At 58.9% G+C, this 23,030-nt stretch carries 20 protein-coding genes and 2 tRNA genes; 13 read left to right on the top strand and 9 right to left on the bottom strand.

Annotation, left to right across the window (positions count from 1 at the left end):
* Positions 1 to 78: 78 nt before the first annotated feature.
* Positions 79 to 318 (top strand): Lrp/AsnC ligand binding domain-containing protein, encoded by a 240-nt coding sequence (locus J7416_RS11995; protein WP_209224982.1) that lies wholly within the window; start codon positions 79 to 81, stop codon positions 316 to 318.
* Between the two features lies 1 nt (position 319).
* On the opposite strand, the gene J7416_RS11990 is transcribed toward J7416_RS11995, so the two are convergent.
* From J7416_RS11990 to J7416_RS11975, 4 genes are all read right to left on the bottom strand, one after another.
* Positions 320 to 922: a hypothetical protein gene (locus tag J7416_RS11990; RefSeq protein WP_209224981.1), complete on the bottom strand. Its 603-nt coding sequence runs from the start codon at positions 920 to 922 to the stop codon at positions 320 to 322.
* A 50-nt stretch (positions 923 to 972) separates the two neighbouring features.
* Complete coding sequence (locus tag J7416_RS11985; RefSeq protein ID WP_209224980.1) at positions 973 to 1,839, bottom strand: GNAT family N-acetyltransferase; 867 nt, start codon at positions 1,837 to 1,839, stop codon at positions 973 to 975.
* An 86-nt stretch (positions 1,840 to 1,925) separates the two neighbouring features.
* Positions 1,926 to 2,000, bottom strand: a tRNA-Gly gene (locus tag J7416_RS11980).
* A 34-nt stretch (positions 2,001 to 2,034) separates the two neighbouring features.
* Positions 2,035 to 2,109, bottom strand: a tRNA-Gly gene (locus J7416_RS11975).
* Positions 2,110 to 2,257: 148 nt separating this feature from the next.
* Between J7416_RS11975 and J7416_RS11970 the strand changes: the two genes are divergently transcribed.
* Entirely contained in the window at positions 2,258 to 2,410 is a 153-nt protein-coding gene (locus J7416_RS11970) for a hypothetical protein (RefSeq protein ID WP_209224979.1), read from the top strand.
* Positions 2,411 to 2,425: 15 nt separating this feature from the next.
* Here the strand turns inward: J7416_RS11970 and J7416_RS11965 are convergent, their stop codons facing one another.
* The 3 genes from J7416_RS11965 to J7416_RS11955 form a co-directional block, all read right to left on the bottom strand.
* Complete coding sequence (locus tag J7416_RS11965) at positions 2,426 to 2,809, bottom strand: MAPEG family protein (RefSeq protein WP_209224978.1); 384 nt, start codon at positions 2,807 to 2,809, stop codon at positions 2,426 to 2,428.
* Between the two features lie 78 nt (positions 2,810 to 2,887).
* Positions 2,888 to 6,325, bottom strand: coding sequence for a pyruvate carboxylase (locus J7416_RS11960; RefSeq protein ID WP_209224977.1), 3,438 nt, complete (start codon positions 6,323 to 6,325; stop codon positions 2,888 to 2,890).
* Between the two features lie 127 nt (positions 6,326 to 6,452).
* The gene (locus J7416_RS11955) at positions 6,453 to 7,607 is read right to left on the bottom strand and encodes an alpha-hydroxy acid oxidase (protein ID WP_209224976.1); all 1,155 of its coding nucleotides are present in this window, start codon (positions 7,605 to 7,607) and stop codon (positions 6,453 to 6,455) included.
* Between the two features lie 178 nt (positions 7,608 to 7,785).
* Here J7416_RS11955 and J7416_RS11950 point away from each other — a divergent pair, with 178 nt between their 5' ends.
* Positions 7,786 to 10,179 (top strand): UvrD-helicase domain-containing protein, encoded by a 2,394-nt coding sequence (locus tag J7416_RS11950; RefSeq protein WP_209225088.1) that lies wholly within the window; start codon positions 7,786 to 7,788, stop codon positions 10,177 to 10,179.
* A 410-nt stretch (positions 10,180 to 10,589) separates the two neighbouring features.
* Here the strand turns inward: J7416_RS11950 and J7416_RS11945 are convergent, their stop codons facing one another.
* A complete protein-coding gene (locus J7416_RS11945) occupies positions 10,590 to 10,814 on the bottom strand; it encodes a DUF1127 domain-containing protein (protein ID WP_209224975.1) in 225 nt (74 codons plus the stop codon).
* Positions 10,815 to 11,717: 903 nt separating this feature from the next.
* Here J7416_RS11945 and mraZ point away from each other — a divergent pair.
* The 9 genes from mraZ (at position 11,718) to J7416_RS11900 (ending at position 21,411) form a co-directional block, all read left to right on the top strand.
* Positions 11,718 to 12,221 carry a division/cell wall cluster transcriptional repressor MraZ gene (gene mraZ / locus J7416_RS11940; RefSeq protein WP_209224974.1) on the top strand — a complete coding sequence of 168 codons (504 nt, stop codon included), beginning with the start codon at positions 11,718 to 11,720 and terminating at the stop codon, positions 12,219 to 12,221.
* 4 nt (positions 12,222 to 12,225) lie between these two features.
* Positions 12,226 to 13,218, top strand: a complete 993-nt coding sequence (gene rsmH, locus J7416_RS11935; protein ID WP_209225087.1) for a 16S rRNA (cytosine(1402)-N(4))-methyltransferase RsmH — start codon at positions 12,226 to 12,228, stop codon at positions 13,216 to 13,218.
* On the top strand, positions 13,215 to 13,583 hold the full coding sequence (locus J7416_RS11930) for a cell division protein FtsL (protein WP_170422727.1): 369 nt from the start codon (positions 13,215 to 13,217) through the stop codon (positions 13,581 to 13,583). Before rsmH ends, J7416_RS11930 begins: the two co-directional genes overlap by 4 nt.
* Complete coding sequence (locus J7416_RS11925) at positions 13,580 to 15,367, top strand: penicillin-binding protein 2 (protein ID WP_209224973.1); 1,788 nt, start codon at positions 13,580 to 13,582, stop codon at positions 15,365 to 15,367. Before J7416_RS11930 ends, J7416_RS11925 begins: the two co-directional genes overlap by 4 nt.
* A gap of 22 nt (positions 15,368 to 15,389) precedes the next feature.
* Positions 15,390 to 16,871: a UDP-N-acetylmuramoyl-L-alanyl-D-glutamate--2,6-diaminopimelate ligase gene (locus J7416_RS11920; protein ID WP_209224972.1), complete on the top strand. Its 1,482-nt coding sequence runs from the start codon at positions 15,390 to 15,392 to the stop codon at positions 16,869 to 16,871.
* A complete protein-coding gene (gene murF, locus J7416_RS11915; protein WP_209224971.1) occupies positions 16,868 to 18,259 on the top strand; it encodes a UDP-N-acetylmuramoyl-tripeptide--D-alanyl-D-alanine ligase in 1,392 nt (463 codons plus the stop codon). The genes J7416_RS11920 and murF overlap by 4 nt, the downstream gene beginning before the upstream one ends.
* 39 nt (positions 18,260 to 18,298) lie before the next feature.
* Positions 18,299 to 19,381 (top strand): phospho-N-acetylmuramoyl-pentapeptide-transferase, encoded by a 1,083-nt coding sequence (mraY, locus tag J7416_RS11910; protein ID WP_209224970.1) that lies wholly within the window; start codon positions 18,299 to 18,301, stop codon positions 19,379 to 19,381.
* Between the two features lie 150 nt (positions 19,382 to 19,531).
* Positions 19,532 to 20,932: a UDP-N-acetylmuramoyl-L-alanine--D-glutamate ligase gene (murD, locus tag J7416_RS11905; RefSeq protein WP_209224969.1), complete on the top strand. Its 1,401-nt coding sequence runs from the start codon at positions 19,532 to 19,534 to the stop codon at positions 20,930 to 20,932.
* A gap of 104 nt (positions 20,933 to 21,036) precedes the next feature.
* A complete protein-coding gene (locus J7416_RS11900) occupies positions 21,037 to 21,411 on the top strand; it encodes a glycine zipper family protein (protein ID WP_209224968.1) in 375 nt (124 codons plus the stop codon).
* Here J7416_RS11900 and J7416_RS11895 read toward each other — a convergent pair.
* The gene (locus tag J7416_RS11895) at positions 21,408 to 22,586 is read right to left on the bottom strand and encodes an NAD(P)/FAD-dependent oxidoreductase (RefSeq protein ID WP_209224967.1); all 1,179 of its coding nucleotides are present in this window, start codon (positions 22,584 to 22,586) and stop codon (positions 21,408 to 21,410) included. The genes J7416_RS11900 and J7416_RS11895 overlap by 4 nt on opposite strands.
* Before the next feature lie 134 nt (positions 22,587 to 22,720).
* Between J7416_RS11895 and J7416_RS11890 the strand changes: the two genes are divergently transcribed.
* The gene (locus J7416_RS11890) at positions 22,721 to 23,014 is read left to right on the top strand and encodes an antibiotic biosynthesis monooxygenase (RefSeq protein WP_209224966.1); all 294 of its coding nucleotides are present in this window, start codon (positions 22,721 to 22,723) and stop codon (positions 23,012 to 23,014) included.
* Positions 23,015 to 23,030: the final 16 nt, after the last annotated feature.

The following is a 23,030-nucleotide window of genomic DNA, read 5'->3' as shown; positions in this document are numbered from 1 at the left end:
CGCAAACTGTTGCAGGGGATTGCGCCCGGTCGCAGCCCATGCCAGCCTGCGGGCAATTCAATCAACAAGGCACGGCCCATGTCCACCTGCGTATTCATCCAGATCCGCTGCAAACCCGGCACCACCTACAAGGTCGCCGAAGAAATTGCGCTGCGCGAAATTCACTCCGAGCTTTATTCGACCAGCGGCGAATATGACCTGCTGCTCAAGCTCTACATCCCCGAGATGGACGATGTCGGTCATTTCATCAACGAAAACCTGCTGGTGATCCCGAATATCGAACGGTCTTTGACCACGATGACGTTCAAGGCGTTCTAGGTCAGATCGCTGCCTCGGACGTGGCTCCGGGCTGTGAGGCACCCGCCAAAACCACACCGTTGTGCGTTCGCTGATCCGTTGTTCCGGCGCGGAGCAACTGGTGCACGCCAAAAAGCACCATCAGCGGTGCGCCAAGTGAGACAAGATAGTTGTCTCCGGCCCACAATGTCCAAAGGATGCCGCCTGCGCACAAGGTCAGCAAAACAGCACAATGCGCGCGCTTTTGTTTGGCATTGTCCGGTTGGTAGTTCAGAAATCCGTTCGGTGCGAAGGCTGTCAAAACAAGTCCGACGACAAAAACGCTCAGCAAAACAAGTGTCGGAATGTTGTCGATCAAAAGGGTTGCCGCAGTGCGGTCGCCAAAATGAACCAGCCCCTGGATCAGCGGAGTGATGACAACCATGAAAAGGTTGATCCCCAGCAGGATTGGCTGGGGTCGCAAAATGTTCCGGGCATAGAGAACGCAAACACCGAACGCGAGGGCGGTGCCAACCCATCCAGCAAGTTGCTGGTCGTCCGTTGCCCGAAGCAGAAGCATAAAGCCGACGCCCGGCAAGTTTTCAAACATCTCAAGCAGCAATCGCTTCTGGTTGGCTTTTGGCATCACTTGAAACGTCCTTGTTCTAAAGATTGGGGGCCCGTCTTGGTGCGGGTTCACCCCAGCTCAAACGTCGTAATACCATAAATCCGGTTCAGATCGATCTCGGGCGCGTGACTGGAGTACATCCGGCCGGTTTCAAACACTTTGGTCAACCCCAACTGTTGCGCCAATGCCATGGCCTGAGCGTTGGGGTTAGGCATGTCGATGAACACTTCGGAGCCCATTTGATCGGCTGGCAAGGTGCTCAGCAACGATACCAGCAGGGCCTGTGCAATCGCAGTGGTGTCGGCAAACAAGGGCCCGACTTTGTATCCGCTCAGACAGCGCCGCAGCGTTCCGTATCCGCGAATTTGGCCGTTGTCTTCAAACACGCGCGAGACGTGATTTGGGGCATCAAGCCAGGCCTTCAGGAATATCTCGCGCGGGGCAGGGAAGAGGCCCCGGTCATAAGTTCTCAGCGCATCGGTGAGTGTTTCCAGAGGCGCAATTTGGTCATGCGAAGACCGACCTAAGGAGTTCAGGATTTCACCCGCGATGCCCGAAAACCGGTAATTGTCATAGGCCAGCGTAAAACCGAACTTGCGGTAATTGTCCTGTTGCTCAACCACACCGTCCATACCCATGTTTCGGTGTTCGCAATGTGCCTTGACGGCCTCGGCTACCTGCAGCCCATAGCCCGATCCGCGGTATTCGGGCCGGACGATATAAAACCCTAAAAACGAATAGTTATCGTCGTAATTCACGGCCGAGGCCGACGCGATCATCTGCCCATCCAGAAAACCGCCCTTGAATCCCTCGGGGTCGGAACTGCGGAAACAGACCGCGTCATGCAAGCCGGGATTCCAGCCTTCCTGACCTGCCCAATCAACGGCTGTCTGGACCTCATCCGCTGTCAAAGCGCGAATAACGTATTCTGGCATGGGCGCGTCCCCGTCGTGGTTGCATACAACCCCGAAGATGCCGCAATGACATCGAAAGAACCAGCTTGTTTGAAGAGTTTGGTATCTGGAGCGGGCGAGGCGATTCGAACGCCCGACCCTAACCTTGGCAAGGTTATGCTCTACCCCTGAGCTACGCCCGCATCAGATACATATTTTGACCTTTCGGCCTCTCAATGGAGCGGGCGAGGCGATTCGAACGCCCGACCCTAACCTTGGCAAGGTTATGCTCTACCCCTGAGCTACGCCCGCGCCGTTGAGTGAGGAGGGATGTATAAATTCCCACGCGTGGCTGCAAGCGGAAAAAACAAAAAAGCGGAAAATTATTTGCGACGGAACTGCGCCCGTTAATCGTTCAAGAACCAGAGCTTTGAAGAATAAGAACGGTGGAGGTGAACAAATGGCGCATCTGAAAGACCTCAAAATGGCGGCCCTTGCTGCAATGATTGTATTGGCCGCAACCCTTGCAGGGAAAGAGGAGGAGCGATTGGGGGACGTGCAACCGCACTTTAACGAAGCCCCCCGAATCGAAACGCGAATTTTGGCGGGGTAACCCCGGCCAAAGGGCTTACAATGCCAGCAGAAGGCTGGCGATTGCCGCGATGACCAGGACGGAAAAAGTCAACATCATGCCGATCTGACGCAGTATCACGATCTGGGGTTTGCGGCCAAAGCCATAGGCATGCAGTACGCGACCGAACAGAATACCCAGCCCCAGCAGGTTGACCAGCCAGGCGCCAGCACCTTGCAGTTCGACCATCGCAATCATCAGCAGAGCAAACGGTGCGTATTCCGCGAAATTGGAATGCGTCCGCATCACCTTGAGCATATCAGTGTTGCCGCCATCGCCATAGGATATCTTGTCGCCTCGGCGTTGCATGATGACCCGCACACTCAGCGCGACATAGAGAAGGGCCAGCAACGCGGCATAGACGGGAGTGATAGACAGCATGATCTGATCCTTTCTGGGCTATGAAAAAGGCCGCCCGGTTGCCCGAGCGGCCCTTGGTTGCCTAGAACGTTAGGCTGTTCATTCCAACTCGACCAGTAGGTCCTTTGCGTCAATCTGGCCGCCGGGCTGGACATGCACAGCCTTGACCGTGGCGTCACGCTCGGCGTGGATGCCGGTCTCCATCTTCATTGCTTCGATGGTCAGCAGCAGATCGCCTTCCTTGACCTCTTGTCCCGCGCTTACCGCGACGGTGGCCACCACGCCCGGCATCGGTGCGCCGATATGGTTGGCATTGCCTGCTTCGGCTTTGGGCCGCGCTTGGGTGGTCGACGTCACCAAACGGTTGGGAACCCGGATCACGCGGGGTTGGCCGTTGAGTTCAAAGAACACTTTGACCTCACCCTTTTCGTCGGTCTCACCGATGGCCTGACAGCGGATTTCCAAAGTCTTACCGGGGTCGATTTCTGCGGCAATCTCTTCGCCCGGTTCCATGCCGTAAAAGAACGTCCGTGTCGGCAGCGCACGAACAGGACCGTAGATCCGGTGGCGACCCATGTAATCCAGGAACACCTTGGGATACATCAGATAGCCGTTCAGATCCTCGTCATCGACCTCTTTGCCTTCCAGCAACTGGGACAACTCGGCCCGTGTGGCCTCAAGATCAACGGGCGGTACGTCTTTGCCGGGGCGGTTGGTGTTGGGCGCTTCGTCCTTCAGCACCTTCTTGACGATGGTGTCCGGGAAACCGCCCGGAGGCTGACCCAGGTTGCCGCGCATCATGTCCACGACCGAGTCGGGGAAGGCCACGTCCGCTTCGGGGCTTTCCACGTCGGAACGGGTCAAGCCCTGGCTGACCATCATCAGTGCCATGTCGCCGACGACTTTGGACGACGGTGTCACCTTTACGATGTCACCGAACATCTGGTTTACGTCCGCATACATCTGTGCGACCTCATGCCAGCGTTCTTCCAGCCCCAGCGAGCGCGCCTGCGCCTTGAGGTTGGTGAACTGACCGCCGGGCATCTCGTGCAGATAGACCTCGGATGCCGGGGCTTGCAGGCTGGATTCGAAGGCTGCGTACTGACCGCGGACCGCCTCGAAATAATCGCTGATTTCGCGGATGGCCTTGATATCCAGGCCGGTGTCACGATCTGTATGGCGCAGCGCCTCGACGACAGTGCCCAGCGTTGCTTGGCTGGTGTTGCCCGAGAAGCTGTCCATCGCGCAGTCCACCGCGTCCACGCCCGCCTCGGACGCGGCCAGAATGGTGGCGCTGGCGATGCCGGCGGTGTCGTGCGTGTGGAAGTGGATCGGCAGGCCGACTTCTTCCTTCAGAGCGCGGATCAGGATCTTGGCCGAGGCGGGTTTCAGCAGACCAGCCATGTCTTTCAGACCCAGAATATGCGCGCCTGCGTCGCGCAACTCTTTCGCCATGCCGACATAGTATTTCAGGTCATACTTCGCACGATCCGGGTCCAGAATGTCACCGGTATAGCAAACGGTGCCTTCGCAGATCTTGCCGTTCTCGACGACCGCGTCCATCGCGACGCGCATATTCTCGACCCAGTTGAGCGAGTCGAACACGCGGAAAACATCAATGTTTTCAGATGCCTGACGCACGAATTCCTGCACCACGTTATCGGGGTAGTTGGTGTAGCCTACGCCATTCGCGCCGCGCAGCAGCATCTGGGTCATCAGGTTGGGCATTGCCTCGCGGAGGTCGCGCAGGCGCTGCCACGGGCATTCTTGCAGGAAGCGATAGGCAACGTCGAAAGTCGCGCCGCCCCAGCATTCGACCGAGAACAATTGCGGCAGATTGGCCGCATATGTCGGGGCCACCTTGATCATGTCGATCGAGCGCATCCGCGTCGCCAGCAGCGACTGATGTCCGTCACGCATGGTGGTATCGGTGATCAGCAACTGACGCTGGGCTTTCATCCAGTCGGCAACAGCCTGCGGGCCTTTTTGCTCCAACAGATTGCGGGTGCCCATCTGCGGCTCGGCCTTGGGCGCGGGTGCCTTGGCCTCTTTCAGATCGGCACGCGGTTCCGGGCGATCCTTGGTCTCGGGGTGACCATTTACCGTGATGTCGGCGATATAGGTCAGCACCTTGGTGCCCCGGTCGCGACGGCGCTTGAAAGTGAACAGGTCTGGCGTCGTGTCGATGAACTTGGTGGTGTATTCATTCGACAGGAAGGTCGGGTGTTTCAGCAGGTTGATGACAAAGTCGATATTGGTGCTGACGCCGCGAATACGGAACTCGCGCAGAGCGCGGTCCATGCGGGCAATGGCCGCCTCGGGCGTCGGGGCCTTTGCCGTGACCTTGGTCAGCAGCGAGTCGTAGTAGCGCGTGATCACGCCACCCGCATAAGCCGTACCGCCGTCCAGACGGATGCCCATGCCGGTGGCCGATCGATAGGCGGTGATGCGGCCGTAATCGGGGATGAAGTTGTTCTGCGGGTCCTCGGTAGTGATCCGGGTTTGCAGGGCATGGCCGGTCAGGTGCACGTCTGCCTGGCTTGCGGCACCCGTGGCCTCGGCCAGCGTTTTGCCCTCGGCGATCAGAATCTGCGCCTGAACGATGTCGATGCCGGTGACTTCCTCGGTGACGGTATGTTCCACCTGTACGCGCGGGTTCACCTCGATGAAGTAAAACTTGCCGGTTTCCATATCCATCAGGAATTCGACGGTACCGGCGCATTCATAGTTTACATGGGCACAGATTTTTCGACCCAGTTCGCAAATCTCGGCGCGCTGTTCTTCGGACAAATAAGGGGCCGGGGCGCGTTCAACGACCTTTTGGTTCCGGCGCTGGACCGAGCAATCCCGTTCGTACAGGTGGTAAATCTCACCATGTTTGTCGCCCAGGATCTGCACTTCAACGTGGCGGGCGCGGGTGATCATCTTTTCCAGATACCCTTCGCCGTTGCCAAAGGCGGCCTCAGCCTCGCGGCGGCCTTCCAGAACCTTTTCTTCCAGCTCGTCTTCCGAATTGATCGGACGCATGCCGCGCCCGCCGCCGCCCCAGCTGGCTTTCAGCATCAGCGGATAGCCGATCTCTTTGGCTTCGGCGCGGATTGCGTCCATGTCATCGCCCAGAACCTCGGTCGCGGGAATCACCGGAACGCCTGCTGCAATGGCTACACGCCGCGCGCTGGCCTTGTCGCCCAGGGCGCGCATGGTTTCGGCTTTAGGGCCAATGAAGGTGATGCCGTTCTGGACGCAGGCGTCGACGAAGTCCGGATTCTCGGACAGCAGGCCATAGCCAGGGTGGATTGCGTCGGCGCCGCATTCCTTCGCCACACGAATAATCTCGTCGATGCTAAGATATGCCGCAACCGGTCCCATCCCTTCACCGATGCGATATGCCTCGTCCGCCTTGAAACGGTGCAAGCCCAGCTTGTCTTCCTCGGCGAAGACAGCGACGGTGCGTTTGCCCATCTCATTGGCCGCGCGCATCACGCGAATGGCAATCTCGCCGCGGTTGGCGATCAGGATCTTGTTGAAGTCAGTCATGTCGGGTCCCGGTCCTACTTGTTTGGCCGTGTTGATAGGCGGACAATACGCGCACGTATATCAGTCGTTCTGGGTAGAACCGGCATGTTAACGCTCGCAAACGCCCTCTGTTAGCGCTATCTTTCTTCTAGCGCTGCATCGCGGCATCGGCAAGCGGTGTGATCGGCGGCAGGTCAGCCAGCGACTCGGCGCCCAATTGGCCCATATTCGAGTGCATATCCTGTCGCAAAATGTCGATGACATGGTCCGGCCCCTTGGCCCCCAAAGCGCCGAGCGCGTACATGAACCCACGCCCCAACATCACGAAATCTGCTCCCAATGCTTTGGCGCGCAGGATGTCGAGCCCCCCTTCGATCCCGCTGTCAAAGATGAGAGGCAGATCCGTGGCGGCACGGATCGCGGGCAGGGCCTCGATGCTTGCAGGGGCACCATCGAATTGACGTCCGCCGTGATTCGAGATCCAGATCGCGTCCACGCCGGCCTGCTGGAGGGGTGCGGCATCTTCTGGGCGTTGCACGCCTTTGACAATCAGCGGGCCGTCCCATGCATCACGCAACCATCGCACATATTCCATGTCAGGAGACGTGCGCAGCAGGTATCCAACATGGGCGGATGGCGGCAGGTTGCTTGAAGTGTCGGTGTATTTGTCCAGCGTCCGCATCCGCGGTGGGCCGATACGCGCCATCCCAAGTGCCCATTCCGGTCGTATCGCCACTTGGGCCAGCAGGCGCGGAGTCAATTTGGGCGGATTGGTCAGGCCCGAGCGTGTTTGACGTTCACGCCGGGACGCGACCGGCACATCTGCGGTCATCACCAGAGTTGTGAACCCAGCGTCGCGCACCCGTTGCAAAAGGTCCGTGCGAATATCGGGATCCTTGGGTGGATATAGTTGAAACCATGCATTTTCCCCCAGATAAGGCGCGACGTCTTCCGGACTTTGGCTGGCAACGTTTGACAAAGTGAACGGCAGCCCGGCTTTGGCGGCGGCACGGGCCAGGTGGCCTTCGGCATCAGGCCAGATCAACCCCGCCATGCCGATTGGGGCTACGCCGAAAGGCAGAGGGTAGGTTTGGCCCAGAAACGTGGTCGATGTATCGAACTCCATCGGGCCGTGCAGGATTGAGGGCAGAAACCCAACGCGATCCAACCCGGCGCGGTTGCGGTGCAAGGTGGCCTCGACCCCGGTGCCGCTGTCCAGATACTCCCACACGAAATGCGGAATTCTGCGCTGCGCGCGGTGTTTCAGGTCGGCAATGCCGGGATAACGACTATGAAGATCCATACGGATTGATCAGACCTAAGGCGCGATTCGGCAAGGATTTTAGGCCATTGACCGATTGCGGCATCCCACGCGCACAATCCGCCGCGCTGAATGATGTTCACTGATCCGGGAAAAATAGGGCGAACAAGGCGTGAACAAACCCTTTCCCTCGCCGCCCATCCGGCGTAGTTTTATCGGTATGAGCAGTTTCGACGAAATGGACGCCTTTGAAGGCGCATCACTGTCCGCACGCGCGATGGCCGCGCGCCCCATGCCTTATCTGGATGAGCTGAACCCGGCACAACGCGACGCGGTTGAGCGGCTGGATGGGCCTGTTCTGATGCTGGCCGGGGCGGGGACCGGTAAAACCAAGGCCCTCACGGCGCGAATTGCCCATCTGCTCAGCACCGGACGGGCGCGTCCGAACGAGATTCTGTCGGTGACCTTCACCAACAAGGCTGCGCGCGAGATGAAAAATCGCGTTGGAAGACTTTTGGGCCAACCAGCGGAAGGGATGCCATGGCTGGGCACGTTTCACTCGATTTGCGTCAAGTTGCTGCGGCGACATGCAGAACTGGTCGATCTGAAATCGAACTTCACCATTCTGGATACAGACGATCAGCTGCGATTGCTCAAACAGTTGATTCAGGCGGCAAATATAGATGACAAGCGCTGGCCCGCGCGGATGCTGGCCGGAATCATCGACGATTGGAAAAACCGGGCTCTGACGCCGGACAAGGTTCCTGCTGCTGATGCCGGGGCCTATAACCACAAAGGCGTCGAAATCTATGCGCAATACCAGACGCGTTTGCGCGAACTGAACGCGGTGGATTTTGGTGATCTGCTGCTGCACATGGTCACTATCTTTCAGACCCATCAGGATGTGCTGGAGCAATACCAGCGTTGGTTCCGTTACATCCTTGTGGATGAGTACCAGGATACCAACGTCGCCCAATACCTCTGGCTGAGGTTGCTGGCCGGGGCGCATAAGAACATTTGTTGCGTGGGGGACGATGATCAGTCAATTTATGGCTGGCGCGGGGCTGAGGTGGGCAATATCCTGCGGTTTGAGAAGGATTTTCCCGGTGCTTATGTCGTGCGGCTTGAACAGAACTACCGCTCGACCCCACATATTTTGGCGGCCGCGTCCAATGTCATTCGTGGCAACGAAAGTCGGCTGGGCAAAGAACTTTGGACCGATGCGCAGGATGGTGAAAAGGTTCGGTTGATCGGCCATTGGGATGGCGAAGAAGAGGCCCGTTGGATCGGGGAAGAGATCGACGCGATGCAGGGCGGAACCCGCGGGGTGCGGCCCTTCAATCTGGACGAAATCGCGATTCTTGTGCGTGCCTCTCATCAAATGCGCGCGTTTGAGGACCGGTTCCTGACGATCGGTCTGCCCTACAAGGTTATTGGTGGCCCGCGATTCTATGAACGGATGGAGATTCGCGATGCGATGGCCTATTTCCGACTGGTGGTCAGCCCCGGCGATGATCTGGCGTTCGAACGGATTGTAAACACGCCGAAGCGTGGCCTTGGGGACAAGGCGCAGCAGACGATTCAGATGACGGCACGTGAAAACGGAGTGTCACTGGTCGATGGCGCCCGGATCGCGGTCGATAACGGTCTGATCAAGGGCAAGGGCGGTAAGGCGCTGCGCGAGTTGATCGACGGGCTGGCACGTTGGAACGGTATGACCCGTGGCCCTCGGATTGAGGTTGAGGATGACACGGTCATCGATGATGGCGCGCCGTTGCGGTTTGGCGAGCCTGAGGTATCGCATATCGAACTGGCCCAAATCATTCTGGACGAGTCCGGCTATACCGCGCATTGGCAAAACGAAAAGACGCCGGAAGCACCGGGGCGGTTGGAAAACCTTAAGGAACTGGTCAACCAGCTGGACAATTTCGAGAATCTCCAGGGGTTTCTGGAACATGTCAGCCTTGTCATGGACAACGAGCAGGAGGGTGACGGGGCCAAGGTCTCGATCATGACCTTGCATGCGGCAAAGGGTCTGGAGTTTCCTGCCGTGTTTCTGCCGGGCTGGGAGGACGGGTTGTTCCCGTCGCAGCGATCCATGGACGAATCCGGGATCAAGGGGCTCGAAGAAGAGCGGCGGCTGGCGTATGTGGGCATCACGCGGGCGGAAGAAGTCTGTACGATATCCTTTGCGGCCAATCGGCGGGTGTTTGGCCAGTGGCAGAACGCCATGCCGTCACGTTTCATCGATGAGCTGCCTGAGGAACACGTTGAAGTCCTGACGCCACCCGGCCTGTATGGTGGTGGTCAGCAGACTGCCGGCATCGAAACCCGCGCTGCAGAGGCAAATGTTTATAACTCTCCGGGGTGGAAGCGGATGCAGGCGCGGCAGGGCCAGTATGGAACTTCGCAACCGCGCGAGAGCCGAAACACGGTGATCGACGCAACGGCTGTAGCCAGCTTTACCTTGGGCGAGCGAGTGTTTCACCAGAAGTTCGGCTATGGAGCTGTGATCGGCATCGAGGGCGACAAGGTCGAGGTGGATTTCGATAAGGCAGGGACCAAAAAGGTCGTCTCACGGTTTCTGTCCGCCAAGGACGATGTTCCGTTTTAATCAAAAGGAATGTGCCTGACGGCACATGCTCGATTCTTTGTGAGGGCGCCCGGTGTCAACTGCGGCGCCTTTTTCATGTGCTGGAAGAAACAAAAACGGCGGTTCCCAGGGAGGAGGAGGGGGAACCGCCGTTCTTTTCAACACCAGGGCAGGGAGGAGGAAAGCCCTGATGTATCCGAACCCGGGTTTGACCCCGGTATGAGGAAGACGCGGCGACGTCAGGGAGGAGGAGAGACGTCGCCGCGCGCTTTCAACACCGGGAAAGGGAGGAGGAGTACCCGGTGTATCATGTTCCGGCGTTCAGGGCCGGTATAAGGTGCGGCAACGTCAGGGAGGAGGAGAGACGCTGCCGCTGAAATACAGGTCCTAAAGGGAGGAGGAAGGACCTGATCTCGGTGTTTCTGTGTCGCTTACCGTGCGACGTAATCTTCGGCCGCTTGCAGGGCTAGGCGGCGGATCATCGAGCGGTGAAGGCCCAGATCAGCCAGTTCGCGGTTCGACAGCTCAGACAGTTCGTTAACCGTCTGGCGGTAAATGCGGTACCGGGCGAACCGTGTTTTTGCGGCCTCAAACAGCGAAGTCAGGCCAGTTACCGGTGCGCCTTTGAGCGCGGTGTTCTGTGTTGCTACAGCCATTTGCTTAACTCGATCTATTCGTTGTTGCCGGTGATGTCCGGCGCTTGCTTGAGACTGAAAATAGGCAAATGCTGCGATTGCACAATACCCTGCGACATCAATGCTGCTATGCAGCAAATGCATAGATATCAATTGGTTGAATATGATCTGTCAAAAAGACCAATAAAACAGGGCTTTTTGAGTCATCTTCCGCAAGGGAAAGTTTCAGTCTGATATTTCAGGTTTGAAAGTGGTGCGAAGTATTTTGGCAGGTTTCGTTAAATCTTGTGCATTCAGAATACTCTCAAGTGCCCGAATGTAGTTGGCGAGCGTGTATGGGAAATCATGGGCAACGCTTGTAGTGACCCAAAAATCCCGAGATTAGCGTTGTTTTCCTGCTGCGCGATTCGTTGCAAAAATCACCCGATTTGCTGGTTTTTTTGAGAATCTCGATAATCGGAGAATTTTTCTGGGAATTCGTGGGACGTATTGGGCGATGCCATTTTTTTAGCTTATTTAGTGTTTGAGTAATAGGCTTCATCTACAAATAGTATCTCGACCCTGATTTTCTTCAATTTAAAATTCATCTATAGCGCCGTACAAGCGGTGAGTGTAAAAATTTCCTGTTGATTTCCATAAATTCCCATGGCATCCCTTATTCATCCGATGAGGACGAGGCACATGGGGCGCCAAACGACCCCGAACCAAAAAGACTAATCAGGTTTCATACAGGCATCTCGCTTTCATCAATCAAGAGATCCGGCGCGCGGGCGAGCAGACATCCCCCCAGGTGGCGCGCGCAGCTGGACATCCCGCTCAGCGGGTCAATGCGGCGGGTTGATCAGTGGCAGCAGATCAACCCGCCGTTTTTCATCCGGGGGGACAAGAAATTTAGGTGGGGCGCAAGCGAAAGGGACAGTCGTCTTGGCGCGCAGGTTTAGAGGTGAAAGCCACCACAAGGTGGATACGAAGGGCAGGGTGTCGATCCCGGCCTCGTTTCGCCGTGTGCTTGAAGCCTCTGATCCGAACTGGCAGCCCGGCGATACTCCTGAACTGGTGATTGTCTACGGTGACCACCGCCGCAAGTTCCTTGAATGCTATACCATGCAGGCGATTGACGAGGTTGACGCCAAGATCGACGCGCTGCCGCGCGGATCGATGCAGCGGAAAATGTTGCAACGGATGTTCCACGGTCAGTCGTTCCCGACCACAGTTGATGAAACCGGCCGTCTGGTGCTGCCAGCGAAGCTGCGCAACAAGATCGGGCTTGAGGGCGAGGCCTTCTTTATTGCCGCCGGTGACACATTCCAGATCTGGAAGCCGGAAACCTACGATTCGGAAGAACTGGCCGCGGCCGAAGAATGGCTGGACGAACAGCCAGAGGATTTCGATCCTTTGGAGTTCCTTGATGGCATCGGGGATGCGTAACGGCATGGCCGGCGCTGCATACCCTTCCGGTAAACCTCATATCCCCGTTCTGCTGCGCCCATTGCTGGCGGCAGTTGCGCCCGTGTCGGGTGTCTGGCTGGACGGGACGTTCGGGGCGGGTGGCTATACTCGTGGCTTGCTGGATGCCGGGGCCGACAAGGTCATCGGCGTCGACCGTGATCCGTTGGCTTTTGAAATGGCGGCGGATTGGGCGGCGCAGTATGGCAACCGGCTGGTGATGCAGCCTGGCGTGTTTTCCCGCATGGATGAATATGCACAGGGGTTGGATGGGGTTGTATTGGACCTCGGCGTGTCGTCGATGCAATTGGATCTGGCCGAACGCGGATTTTCTTTCATGAAAGACGGCCCGCTTGACATGCGCATGAGTCAGGAGGGCGAAAGTGCCGCTGATCTGGTCAACACCGCGACCGAGGCGCAATTGGCGGATATTCTTTTTCACTACGGAGAAGAGCGCGCCAGCCGCCGCATTGCCAAAGCAATTGTAAAAGCCCGGACCGAAGAACCGATTACAACGACCTTGCGGTTGGCCGAGATCATCGAATCCTGCCTGCCACGTCCCAAACCGGGGCAGTCCCACCCTGCAACGCGCAGCTTTCAGGGTCTGCGGATCGCGGTGAATGCGGAATATGAAGAGCTGTATCGGGGCCTTATGGCTGCCGAGCGTGCGCTGAAACCGGGCGGGCAGCTGGCAGTGGTCACCTTTCATTCGATTGAGGACCGGATGGTAAAACGGTTCTTTCAGTCCCGTGCGGGCAAAACCGGACGCGCCAACCGTTATGCGCCCGAGATCGAACAGGAACAGCCGCAGTTCACGCTCAAGACCCGCAAAGCGGTGGGCCCGGATGAGCGGGAACTGCAAGAGAATCCGCGCGCGCGCTCGGCCAAGCTGCGCGTCGCAATTCGGACTGAGGCTCCGGCGGGGGAAATTGAGGCCCGTGCCGTTGGAATGCCGCAACTAGGGGGAAGGGCAAAATGAAGAGTGTTTTGTATGTGTTGACTGCTCTGTCCGTATTCGGACTGGCGTTGTGGGCCTATCAAGAGAACTACCGTACGCAGCAGGTCGTGAAGGAAACCCAGACCCTGCAGCGTCAAATCGGTATGGCGCAGGTGCGACTGGCCGTATTAAACGCGGAATGGGCCTATCTTAACCGTCCTGACCGCTTGCGCGAGCTGGCCGATTTGAACTTCGAGCGTCTGGGTCTATTGCCGTTGCGGGCCGAACAGTTCGGTCGCGCGGACCAGATCGCTTATGCCGAGGATCCCGATTTGCCGATTGTCGACCCGATCGAGCTGCAGGCGATCACCGATACTCAGGCGCTGGGTGAGGTGCAGATCCCATGACCCGTACACCCCTGCGCCCACTGGCTCGTATCCTCGACGCACGTGCGCGCGGAGAGAACCCCAAAGCCATCGAACGTGAGAACATCCACAAGCGCCACGAAGACATGAAAGACCGCGCCCGCGCACGGGCCGAGGGGCGCTTGTTGGTGCTGGGTCTGTTTTTCTTTTGTGCCTTCTCGGTGGTGGGTGTTCGGATGGGCATGCTGGCCACGTCCGAGGCGCAAGAGCCTGTCGCCTCGGCCCCCGGTGCGGCCATTGCGATGCAGCGCGCCAATATTGTGGACCGCGAAGGGCGCATTCTGGCGACCAATCTGGATACCTATTCGGTCTATGCGCAGCCGCCTTTGATGATCGACCCGATAGCAGCGGCGGATCAGTTGGTTGCGATTTTCCCTGATCTGGAAAAAGAGCGTTTGGTCAAGGACTTCACCGGTAACCGTAAGTTCCTATGGATCAAAAAACGTATCTCGCCTGAGCAGAAGCAGGCGGTGCACGATATTGGGGATCCCGGCATACTGTTTGGCCCACGTGAGATGCGACTGTACCCGAATGGGCGTCTGGCCGCGCATATTCTGGGTGGGTCCAGCTTTGGCCGCGAAGGCGTAAGCGCCGCTGAGGTGATTGGCGTTGCCGGCGTCGAAAAGCAGTTCGACGATTATCTGCGCGATCCTGCGAATGGAACCAAACCGCTGCAGCTGTCGCTGGACCTGACCGTTCAGGCCGCTGTCGAGCAGGTCCTATACGGCGGCATGAAGATCATGAATGCCAAAGGCGCGTCGGCGGTTCTGATGAACGCGCATACGGGCGAGGTGATCTCGGCGGCCTCATTGCCGTCTTTCGATCCCAATGATCGACCGCGTCCGCCGACATCCGGCTTTGATCCCTCGGACAGTCCGCTGTTCAACCGCTATGTGCAGGGTGTCTATGAGCTGGGGTCTGTCTTCAAGATTTTCACGGCCGCTCAGGCGGTTCAGCTGGGTCTTGTGAACTCGAACACAATCATCGACACCACGGGGCCGATGAAGATCGGACGTTTCCCGATTGGGGAGTTCAATGGCAAGAACTACGGTAAGATCAGCGTTGCAGACGTGATCGTCCACAGCTCGAACCGGGGCACCGGACGGCTGGCGCTGCAAATCGGCGCGCAGCGGCAACAGGATTTCCTGCAAGCACTGGGCATGTTCGATCCCACGCCATTCGAGATTGTCGAAGCCAAGGGGGGCGAACCGCTCAAGCCCAAGAAATGGGGTGAGTTGAGTACAGTAACCATTTCCTACGGCCACGGCTTGTCGACCAGCCCGATGCACCTGGCCGCCGGATATGCCGCGATTGCCAATGGTGGGCACTATGTCAGCCCGACGATTCTGCGCAAGAACGGGCCGCAATACGGGCCACGTGTCATGTCCGAAAGCGCCGCCAAACAGGCCCAAGGAATGCTGCGCCGCGTGGTAACGGATGGCACGGCCAGCTTTGGCGATGTCGCAGGTTACGAAGTGGCGGGAAAAACCGGCACGGCAGACAAGCCCAAGCCGCGCGGCGGGTATTATGATGACAAGGTCATCTCGACCTTTGCTACGCTGTTCCCGGCCTATGATCCGAAGTACGTTCTGATCGTCACGCTGGATGAACCCTCGATCGTCGCCTACGGCGAAAAGCGCCGTACGGCGGGGTGGACAGCAGTTCCCGTAGCCGCCGAACTGATTGGCCGCATCGCACCCCTTTTGGGTCTGCGTCCCCGGCTTGAGCCTGATGCGGGCGCTGCTATAACGCTGACCTCAAATTAAGCTGTCCGGCAAGAGGTGGGTCATGGGCACAAGGACAAAGAAACTCAGCCAACTGGCCCTGACCGCGCGCGGCGGGGCCAATCCCGACATCACCGGATTGGCTGTCGACAGCCGAGAGGTGAAGGACGGGTTCCTGTTTGCAGCCCTGCCCGGAACGCGGGTGCATGGCGGTGAGTTCATCCAATATGCCTTGCGCATGGGGGCCGCGGGCATCCTGACAGACGCCGAAGGGGCCGAGATTGCCGCCAATGAACTGGCCGCATCCGACGCGGCCCTGATCGTGGTGGAAGACCCGCGTCAGGCATTGGCGGGAAGTGCTGCGCTGTGGTTCGGTGCACAGCCTCAGACCATCGTGGCGGTCACCGGCACCAACGGGAAAACCTCTGTCGCGACATTTGTGCGTCAGATCTGGACCGAACTGGACCATGCCGCCGTCAATCTGGGCACAACTGGGGTCGAAGGAGCTTGGACCGCTCCGCTTGCGCATACAACACCTGAGCCGATCACTCTGCACCGCTGCCTGTCTGAGGCCGCCGAGAACGGTGTGACCCATGCCGCGATGGAGGCGTCCTCGCACGGGCTGGAGCAGCGCCGCCTGGACGGCGTGCAACTGACGGCTGCAGGGTTTTCGAACTTTACCCAGGATCACTTGGATTATCACGAGACGTTCGAGGCATATTTCAACGCCAAGGCAGGCCTGTTTGATCGGGTTTTACCGCAGGACGGCACTGTTGTTGTCAACATGAGCGATCCGAAAGGCGCTCAGGTCCGCCGGATCGCCAAAGAGCGCGGACAGAAGGTGCTGACCGTTGGGTTGGGGGAGGCTGACCTGTGTTTGATCAACCAGCGGTTTGACGCAACGGGGCAGGATCTGCGGTTTTCGTGGCAAGGCAAAGTGTTCCAAACCCGCCTGAACCTGATCGGCGGCTTTCAGGCCGAAAACATCCTGCTGGCCTGCGGCCTTGTCATCGGGGCTGGGGATGAGCCCGAGCGTGTTTTCGAGACCCTGCCGCATCTGACCACCGTCCGCGGCCGCATGCAACTGGCCGCGACGCGGGAAAACGGCGCGGCGGTGTTTGTGGATTATGCCCATACGCCAGACGCCGTGGCGACCGCGCTCAAGGCGTTGCGCCCGCATGTGATGGGTCGCCTGATCGCCATCGTTGGCGCGGGCGGGGATCGCGATGCCACCAAGCGTCCATTGATGGGGCAAGCCGCCGCCAACAACGCTGATGTGGTCTTTGTCACCGACGACAACCCGCGCAGTGAAGACCCCGCGATCATTCGCGCCGCCGTCATGGAGGGCGCGCCGGACGCAACGGAAGTCGGAGACCGCGCCGAGGCGATCCTGCGTGGGATAGACGCGCTGCAACCGGGCGACGCGTTGTTGATCGCGGGCAAAGGGCATGAAACTGGCCAGATCGTTGGTGATCAAGTCTTGCCCTTCGATGATGCCGAGCAGGCTAGTATCAGCGTGGCCGCTTTGGATGGGAGGGTCGCATGACGCTTTGGACTGCGGCGGAGGCCGCCCAAGCAACCGGCGGACGGGCCACAACCGATTGGGTGGTCAACGGGGTTTCCATCGACACGCGCACCATTCAGCCCGGCGATCTGTTCGTGGCCCTCAAGGCGGCGCGGGACGGGCATGATTTCGTCGCGCAAGCGTTGGAAAAGGGGGCGGGCGCGGCTCTGGTGTCTCGCATTCCCGAGGGCGTAGCTGACGATGCGCCCCTTTTGATCGTGGATGACGTGCAGGCCGGGTTGGAAGCGCTGGGTCAGGCTGGTCGCGCACGATCCAACGCGCGGGTGCTGGGCGTAACGGGCAGTGTTGGTAAAACGTCGACCAAGGAAATGCTGGCCACGATATTGGAAACGCAGGGAAAAACCCATGCGAGTGTCGCCAGCTACAACAACCACTGGGGTGTGCCGTTGACGCTGGCACGGATGCCGCGTGACACTGAATTCGCGGTGATTGAGATCGGTATGAACCACCCCGGAGAGATCTCTCCGTTGGCGCAGCAAACCCGCCCTCATGTGGCGCTGGTGACGACCGTGGCAGCTGTGCATCTTGAGGCCTTCGACTCGGTGGCCGGTATCGCGCATGAAAAGGCGGCAATCTTTGACGGCCTGACCGAAGGCGGTTCGGCCATCGTGAACGCCGATATCGAACATGCGGATATCTTGCGCGATTGCGCTCGGGATCATGGAGCCAAGGCGGTAGAGTTTGGACGCGAAGGCACTGACTACACCCTGACCGGTGTAACGCAGCAATCCGACTCGGTGCATGCGACGGCAACGGTTGGCGGGCAGCCGATAGAGTTTGATGTGCAGTCAGCTGGAACCCATTTTGCCATGAACGCGCTGGGGGCCCTGGCGGCCTGCGTCGAAATGGGCGTTGATCTGAACGAGGCGATCTCGGGCCTCGGCGGATGGTCGCCGGTCAAAGGGCGCGGCGTGCGAGAACAGATCGCGTTGGCCGACGGGGGGCGGATCGAATTGCTGGATGACAGTTATAACGCCAACCCGACCTCGATGGAGGCCGCGCTGGATGTGCTGGCCGCCGCCCAAGGGCAAAGGCGCATCGCTTTTCTGGGCGATATGAAAGAGTTGGGCGCAGATGAGGTCGCCATGCACGCGGCGATGGTCGATGTTTCGGCCATGCAGCGCGTGGACAAGGTGCACTGTGTCGGGCCACTGATGCAGGCATTGCACCATGCGCTTCCGACGAACAAACGCGGGCTCTGGTTCGAGACGAGTGCCGAGATGTCGGCGAAGCTTCCCGAGCTGATTCAGAATGGCGACACCGTGCTGGCCAAGGGATCGCTGAGCATGGCGCTGGCACAGATTGTTGACGGTTTGCGTAAAATGGGGCAAGGGGGCGCGCTTGATTGATGACTACGCCCGCCGCCTCAGTGTGAGAAAGGTTCTGTAATGCTCTATTGGTTGACCGCCCTGTCGGACGGAGGAGATTTTTTCAACCTCTTCCGCTATATCACGTTCCGCGCTGGCGGCGCCTTTCTGACTGCGCTGATTTTCGGATTTCTGTTCGGTAAGCCGTTGATCAACGTGCTGCGCAAGAAACAGGGCAAGGGCCAACCGATCCGGGATGACGGCCCAGAGGGACATTTCTCGAAAGCAGGTACACCGACCATGGGCGGCTTACTGATTGTGGGCGCGCTTTTGACATCCACCCTGATCTGGGCGCGATGGGACAATCCTTATGTCTGGATGGTGTTATTTGTAACGATGGCCTATGCGGCGATTGGCTTTGCAGATGACTATGCGAAAGTGTCAAAGCAGAACACTCAGGGTGTTTCGGGTCGCATGCGTTTGGCGCTGGGCGTCATCATCGCAGTTCTGGCCTCGCTATGGGCGTCTTTGCACCACCCCGAAGCGTTGCAGAACCAACTGGCGCTGCCGATCTTCAAAGATACGCTGATCAATCTGGGCGTTTTCTACATCCCGTTCTCGATCATCGTGATCGTCGGTGCGGCTAACGCGGTGAACCTGACGGACGGTCTGGACGGGCTTGCGATCATGCCGGCGATGATTGCGGCCTCGACTCTGGGTGTGATTGCCTATGCCGTGGGTCGGGTCGACTTCACCGAGTATCTGGATGTGCACTACGTGCCCGGGACAGGGGAGATATTCATCTTTACCTCAGCCCTGTTTGGCGCGGGACTTGGGTTCCTTTGGTATAATGCACCGCCTGCGGCGGTGTTCATGGGCGACACGGGCTCGCTGGCGCTGGGCGGGGCTCTGGGCGCGATCGCGGTTGCCACCAAGCACGAGCTGGTACTGGCCGTGGTGGGTGGTCTGTTCGTGGTCGAAGCGCTGAGCGTGATCATTCAGGTGCTGTATTTCAAGCGCACAGGGCGGCGCGTGTTCCTGATGGCACCGATCCATCATCACTATGAGAAAAAGGGCTGGGCTGAGCCTACAATCGTGATCCGGTTCTGGATCATCTCGCTGATCCTGGCGATGATCGGACTGGCGACGCTGAAAGTCCGGTAGAGCTCCCGCCAGGTTCGGCGGACCTGCGGTCCACCTGCCACCTGTTGGGCCCGGCTCGCGCTGCCGCGCGAGCCTTTTGCTGCCCTTGTCATCGGGGAAGTCTTCGGTGCAGTGTGGCGGCCAATTCAAAGTCAAAAGAGGGTGTTCAGCATGATCCCGGTCCAAGGGTTTTCAGGACAGAAGGTTGCGGTTCTGGGGCTTGGCCGGTCGGGGCTGGCCACCGCGCGCGCGCTGGTGGCAGGCAAGGCCAAACCGGTATGCTGGGATGATAACCCAGCGGCCCGCGAAAAGGCCGAGGCCGAGGGGTTTATCTGCGTTGATCTGCGTCGTCATGGGGCGTTTGATGACATTGCCACGCTGATCGTCTCACCCGGTATCCCTCATCTGTATCCAGAGCCGAACCCGGTCGTAGTTGCTGCGCTGGAGGCCGGAGTTCCGGTCGACAATGACATCGGGCTGTTCTTTCGGTCATTTGCCGGACCAGAGTGGAGCAGCTATGACACGCCGCCCCGCGTGATCGCGGTAACCGGGTCGAACGGAAAATCCACCACCGCTGCGCTGATCCATCACATTCTGACCGAGGCCGGGCGCGAGGCGCAGCTGGCGGGCAATATCGGGCGGGGCGTTCTGGATATCGAACCTAGCGGTAATGGCTCGGTTGTGGTGCTGGAGCTGTCGAGCTATCAGACCGAACTGGCCCGTTCGCTAACGCCGGATGTGGCCGTGTTCACCAACCTGACGCCTGACCACTTGGATCGCCATGGCGGGATGGGGGGCTATTTCGCGGCCAAACGCCGGTTGTTCGCCGAAGGTGGGCCGGATCGGGCCGTAATTGGGATCGATGAAAAGGAGGGCGCATTTTTGGCCGGTCAGCTGGCCGAAGGACCGACCGATGACCGCGTCATTCGTGTGTCGGTCGCGCGTAAGCTAACCGGTCCCGGTTGGCAGGTTTTTGCGCGCAAAGGGTTCCTGTCGGAATACCGCAAAGGGCGGCAAGCGGGGTCAATTGACCTGCGTGGAATCAAGGGGCTGCCGGGGGCACACAACCACCAGAACGCCTGCGCGGCTTATGCGGCCTGTCGCGCGTTGGGTTTGGCTCCGCGGGTGATCGAAGATGCGCTGCACAGTTATCCCGGCCTGCCGCACCGCAGCCAGGTTATTGCCGAGGCGGGTGGTGTTACGTACGTCAACGACTCCAAGGCCACAAATGTCGACAGCGCGCTGAAAGCCCTGAGCGCATTTAAGCAAATCCGCTGGATTTGTGGCGGGCTCGAGAAAGAGGGCGGGGTTTCCGCATTGAACGCAGCGGCGGATCAGGTGGTCAAAGCCTACGTGATCGGGCGCGAAGCCGCGCATTTTGCCATGCAGCTAGATGCCGATGCGCAGGTCTGCACGACAATGTGCGAAGCGGTCGCGCAAGCGATGAATGATGCGCAGCCCGGTGAAACCGTCCTTCTGGCTCCGGCGGCGGCCAGTTTCGATCAATATGACAATTTCGAACAGCGCGGAGAGGACTTCGTGGCGCAGGTCAAGCAACGGTTGCCGCAATAGCCGTTTGCAATAGACCGCCGGTTGGGCGAAGCTGACGGCTATCAGCTTGACGCGCCAAAATTAATGGTTTTGCTTGCCCGCAAATTTAACACGAGGTTATGACCATGTCGTTCCATAAGTTTTCTCTGATCCTGCCCGCCATTCTGGCCGTAGGGGCCTGCACCAACACCGGCGCGAACTATCAGCCGATTGTCGATGGTCCGGTCGGCCCGAACTACAATGCTGATCTGGCGCAGTGTCAGGCGCTGGCACGGTCGCAGCCGGTGGTTGACGGTAACACGGCCGGTGCTGCTGCGATCGGTGCAGCGGGTGCTGCGGGAACCAAGGCGATCATCGACGACAGCGCCAGCGATCTTGGCCGCGCTGCAGTCGCAGGTGCCCTTGTCGGTGCCGGCGCAAGTGCCATCCAGAACACCCAGAACCAGGAAGTGGTCGTGCGCAACTGCATGCGCGGTCGCGGTTACAACGTCGTCGGCTAACGGGAGGCGATTGCAGTTCCGGCGGCGTAGCCTGACGACCACGCCCACTGGAAATTGTAGCCGCCCAACCAGCCGGTGACATCCACCGCTTCGCCAATCGCATAGAGGCCGGGGACATCCCTGGCCTCCATTGTTTTTGACGACATGCCATCCGTGTCGATCCCACCCAGAGTGACCTCGGCGGTGCGATACCCTTCGGTGCCCGAGGGCGTCAGCTCCCAGTCGGAGAGGGCGGATATCAGGGTGGCTAACGCCGTATCGGACTGATCCGCCAGATTGCCCGGCATCGGGATATGCTGGCTGAGATAATCCACCAACCGAGCAGGCAGATGACGCGCCAACTCGGTTGTGAGCGCCTTGCGCCCGCCGCTTTGGCGTTGATCGCGCAGCAGGTCGAACAGGGGCAGGTCGGGGATCAGGTTGACCCGGATCGCCTCACCCTCGCGCCAATAGGACGACAGTTGCAGCACAGACGGGCCGCTTAACCCGCGATGGGTGAACAAGAGCGCCTCGTCAAAGCTGGTGCGGTCGTTTGACAGGCGGGCAGGCAGGGACACGCCGGACAAATCCTTGAACTTGCCGTCTGAGAATGTGAACGGGACCAACGCCGCGCGGGTGTCGGTCATAGTCAAGCCGAACTGTCGTGCGATGTCATAGGCTAGCCCGGTTGCTCCCATCTTGGGGATCGACTTGCCGCCGGTGGCCAGCACGAGGTTCTTGCAGGTCAGGCTGTGGCGCTGCCCATCACGGTCGACTTCTAACGCGAAGCCGTGATCGGTTTTGCGCAGATCTTTAACCTCGGTCCGAATCCACAGTTCGGCTCCGACACGCTCCATTTCGTCCAGAAGCATCTGGATGATCTGCTTGGATGACCCGTCACAGAACAATTGCCCCAGAGTTTTCTCATGCCATGCGATGCCGTGACGACCGACTAAATCTACGAAATCCCACTGGGTGTACCGCGCCAGCGCGGATTTGCAGAAATGCGGGTTCTGCGACAGGAAGTTTCCGGGTGCCGCGTACATATTGGTGAAATTGCAACGCCCACCGCCCGAGATGCGAATTTTCTCACCCGGAGCTTTCGCGTGGTCGATCACCAAAGCGCGCCCGCCGCAATGGGCGGCGCACATCATACCGGCAGCACCGGCGCCAAGGATGATCGTGTCATAGGTCATACGCAGCGCATGGCGGGAAATGGCGGAGATATCAAGTGGAAGCGAATGTCATCGGGAAGAAGCGATGAGGTCTTGTGCTATGCTTTTGCCCTGCAAGAAATCCAATCGTGCCCGCTGAATAGGAGGACGTTCAAATGATCATGCGGATTTTCCAAGTCACAGTTCGGCCCGGCAAAGAAGCCGAGTTTTCAAAATTCTTTCACGAGACAGCGATTCCTCTGATGCAAAACACGGATGGCATCGTCCAAGTTTTACCGGGGGCTCCACGCAAGGAAACGCCTCGCGAGTTCAGCTTTGTCATGGTCTGGAGCAGCCTGAACGCGTTGAGAGCTTTTGTCGGAGACGACTATACGAGCCCTCATGTTGATCCGGCGGAGGCTGAACTGGTCGAATCCAGAACGATCAAACACTACGACCTGGTTGCTTAGCCTCGGATTGTCAGAA

The sequence above is a fragment of the Ruegeria sp. R14_0 genome (assembly GCF_017743975.1).
In the GTDB taxonomy this organism is placed as follows: domain Bacteria; phylum Pseudomonadota; class Alphaproteobacteria; order Rhodobacterales; family Rhodobacteraceae; genus Ruegeria.
This window is presented reverse-complemented; position numbering and strand designations above follow the sequence as displayed.

Coding starts and splice junctions, on each gene's coding strand:
- J7416_RS11960 (WP_209224977.1), bottom strand. CDS start 6,325: ATGACTGACTTCAACAAGATCCTGATCGCCAACCGCGGCGAGATTGCC.
- mraY (WP_209224970.1), top strand. CDS start 18,299: ATGCTCTATTGGTTGACCGCCCTGTCGGACGGAGGAGATTTTTTCAAC.
- rsmH (WP_209225087.1), top strand. CDS start 12,226: ATGGCCGGCGCTGCATACCCTTCCGGTAAACCTCATATCCCCGTTCTG.
- J7416_RS11900 (WP_209224968.1), top strand. CDS start 21,037: ATGTCGTTCCATAAGTTTTCTCTGATCCTGCCCGCCATTCTGGCCGTA.
- J7416_RS11945 (WP_209224975.1), bottom strand. CDS start 10,814: ATGGCTGTAGCAACACAGAACACCGCGCTCAAAGGCGCACCGGTAACT.
- J7416_RS11920 (WP_209224972.1), top strand. CDS start 15,390: ATGGGCACAAGGACAAAGAAACTCAGCCAACTGGCCCTGACCGCGCGC.
- J7416_RS11970 (WP_209224979.1), top strand. CDS start 2,258: ATGGCGCATCTGAAAGACCTCAAAATGGCGGCCCTTGCTGCAATGATT.
- J7416_RS11925 (WP_209224973.1), top strand. CDS start 13,580: ATGACCCGTACACCCCTGCGCCCACTGGCTCGTATCCTCGACGCACGT.
- J7416_RS11995 (WP_209224982.1), top strand. CDS start 79: ATGTCCACCTGCGTATTCATCCAGATCCGCTGCAAACCCGGCACCACC.
- murD (WP_209224969.1), top strand. CDS start 19,532: ATGATCCCGGTCCAAGGGTTTTCAGGACAGAAGGTTGCGGTTCTGGGG.
- J7416_RS11965 (WP_209224978.1), bottom strand. CDS start 2,809: ATGCTGTCTATCACTCCCGTCTATGCCGCGTTGCTGGCCCTTCTCTAT.
- J7416_RS11895 (WP_209224967.1), bottom strand. CDS start 22,586: ATGACCTATGACACGATCATCCTTGGCGCCGGTGCTGCCGGTATGATG.
- J7416_RS11950 (WP_209225088.1), top strand. CDS start 7,786: ATGAGCAGTTTCGACGAAATGGACGCCTTTGAAGGCGCATCACTGTCC.
- J7416_RS11955 (WP_209224976.1), bottom strand. CDS start 7,607: ATGGATCTTCATAGTCGTTATCCCGGCATTGCCGACCTGAAACACCGC.
- J7416_RS11930 (WP_170422727.1), top strand. CDS start 13,215: ATGAAGAGTGTTTTGTATGTGTTGACTGCTCTGTCCGTATTCGGACTG.
- murF (WP_209224971.1), top strand. CDS start 16,868: ATGACGCTTTGGACTGCGGCGGAGGCCGCCCAAGCAACCGGCGGACGG.
- J7416_RS11890 (WP_209224966.1), top strand. CDS start 22,721: ATGATCATGCGGATTTTCCAAGTCACAGTTCGGCCCGGCAAAGAAGCC.
- J7416_RS11990 (WP_209224981.1), bottom strand. CDS start 922: ATGCCAAAAGCCAACCAGAAGCGATTGCTGCTTGAGATGTTTGAAAAC.
- J7416_RS11985 (WP_209224980.1), bottom strand. CDS start 1,839: ATGCCAGAATACGTTATTCGCGCTTTGACAGCGGATGAGGTCCAGACA.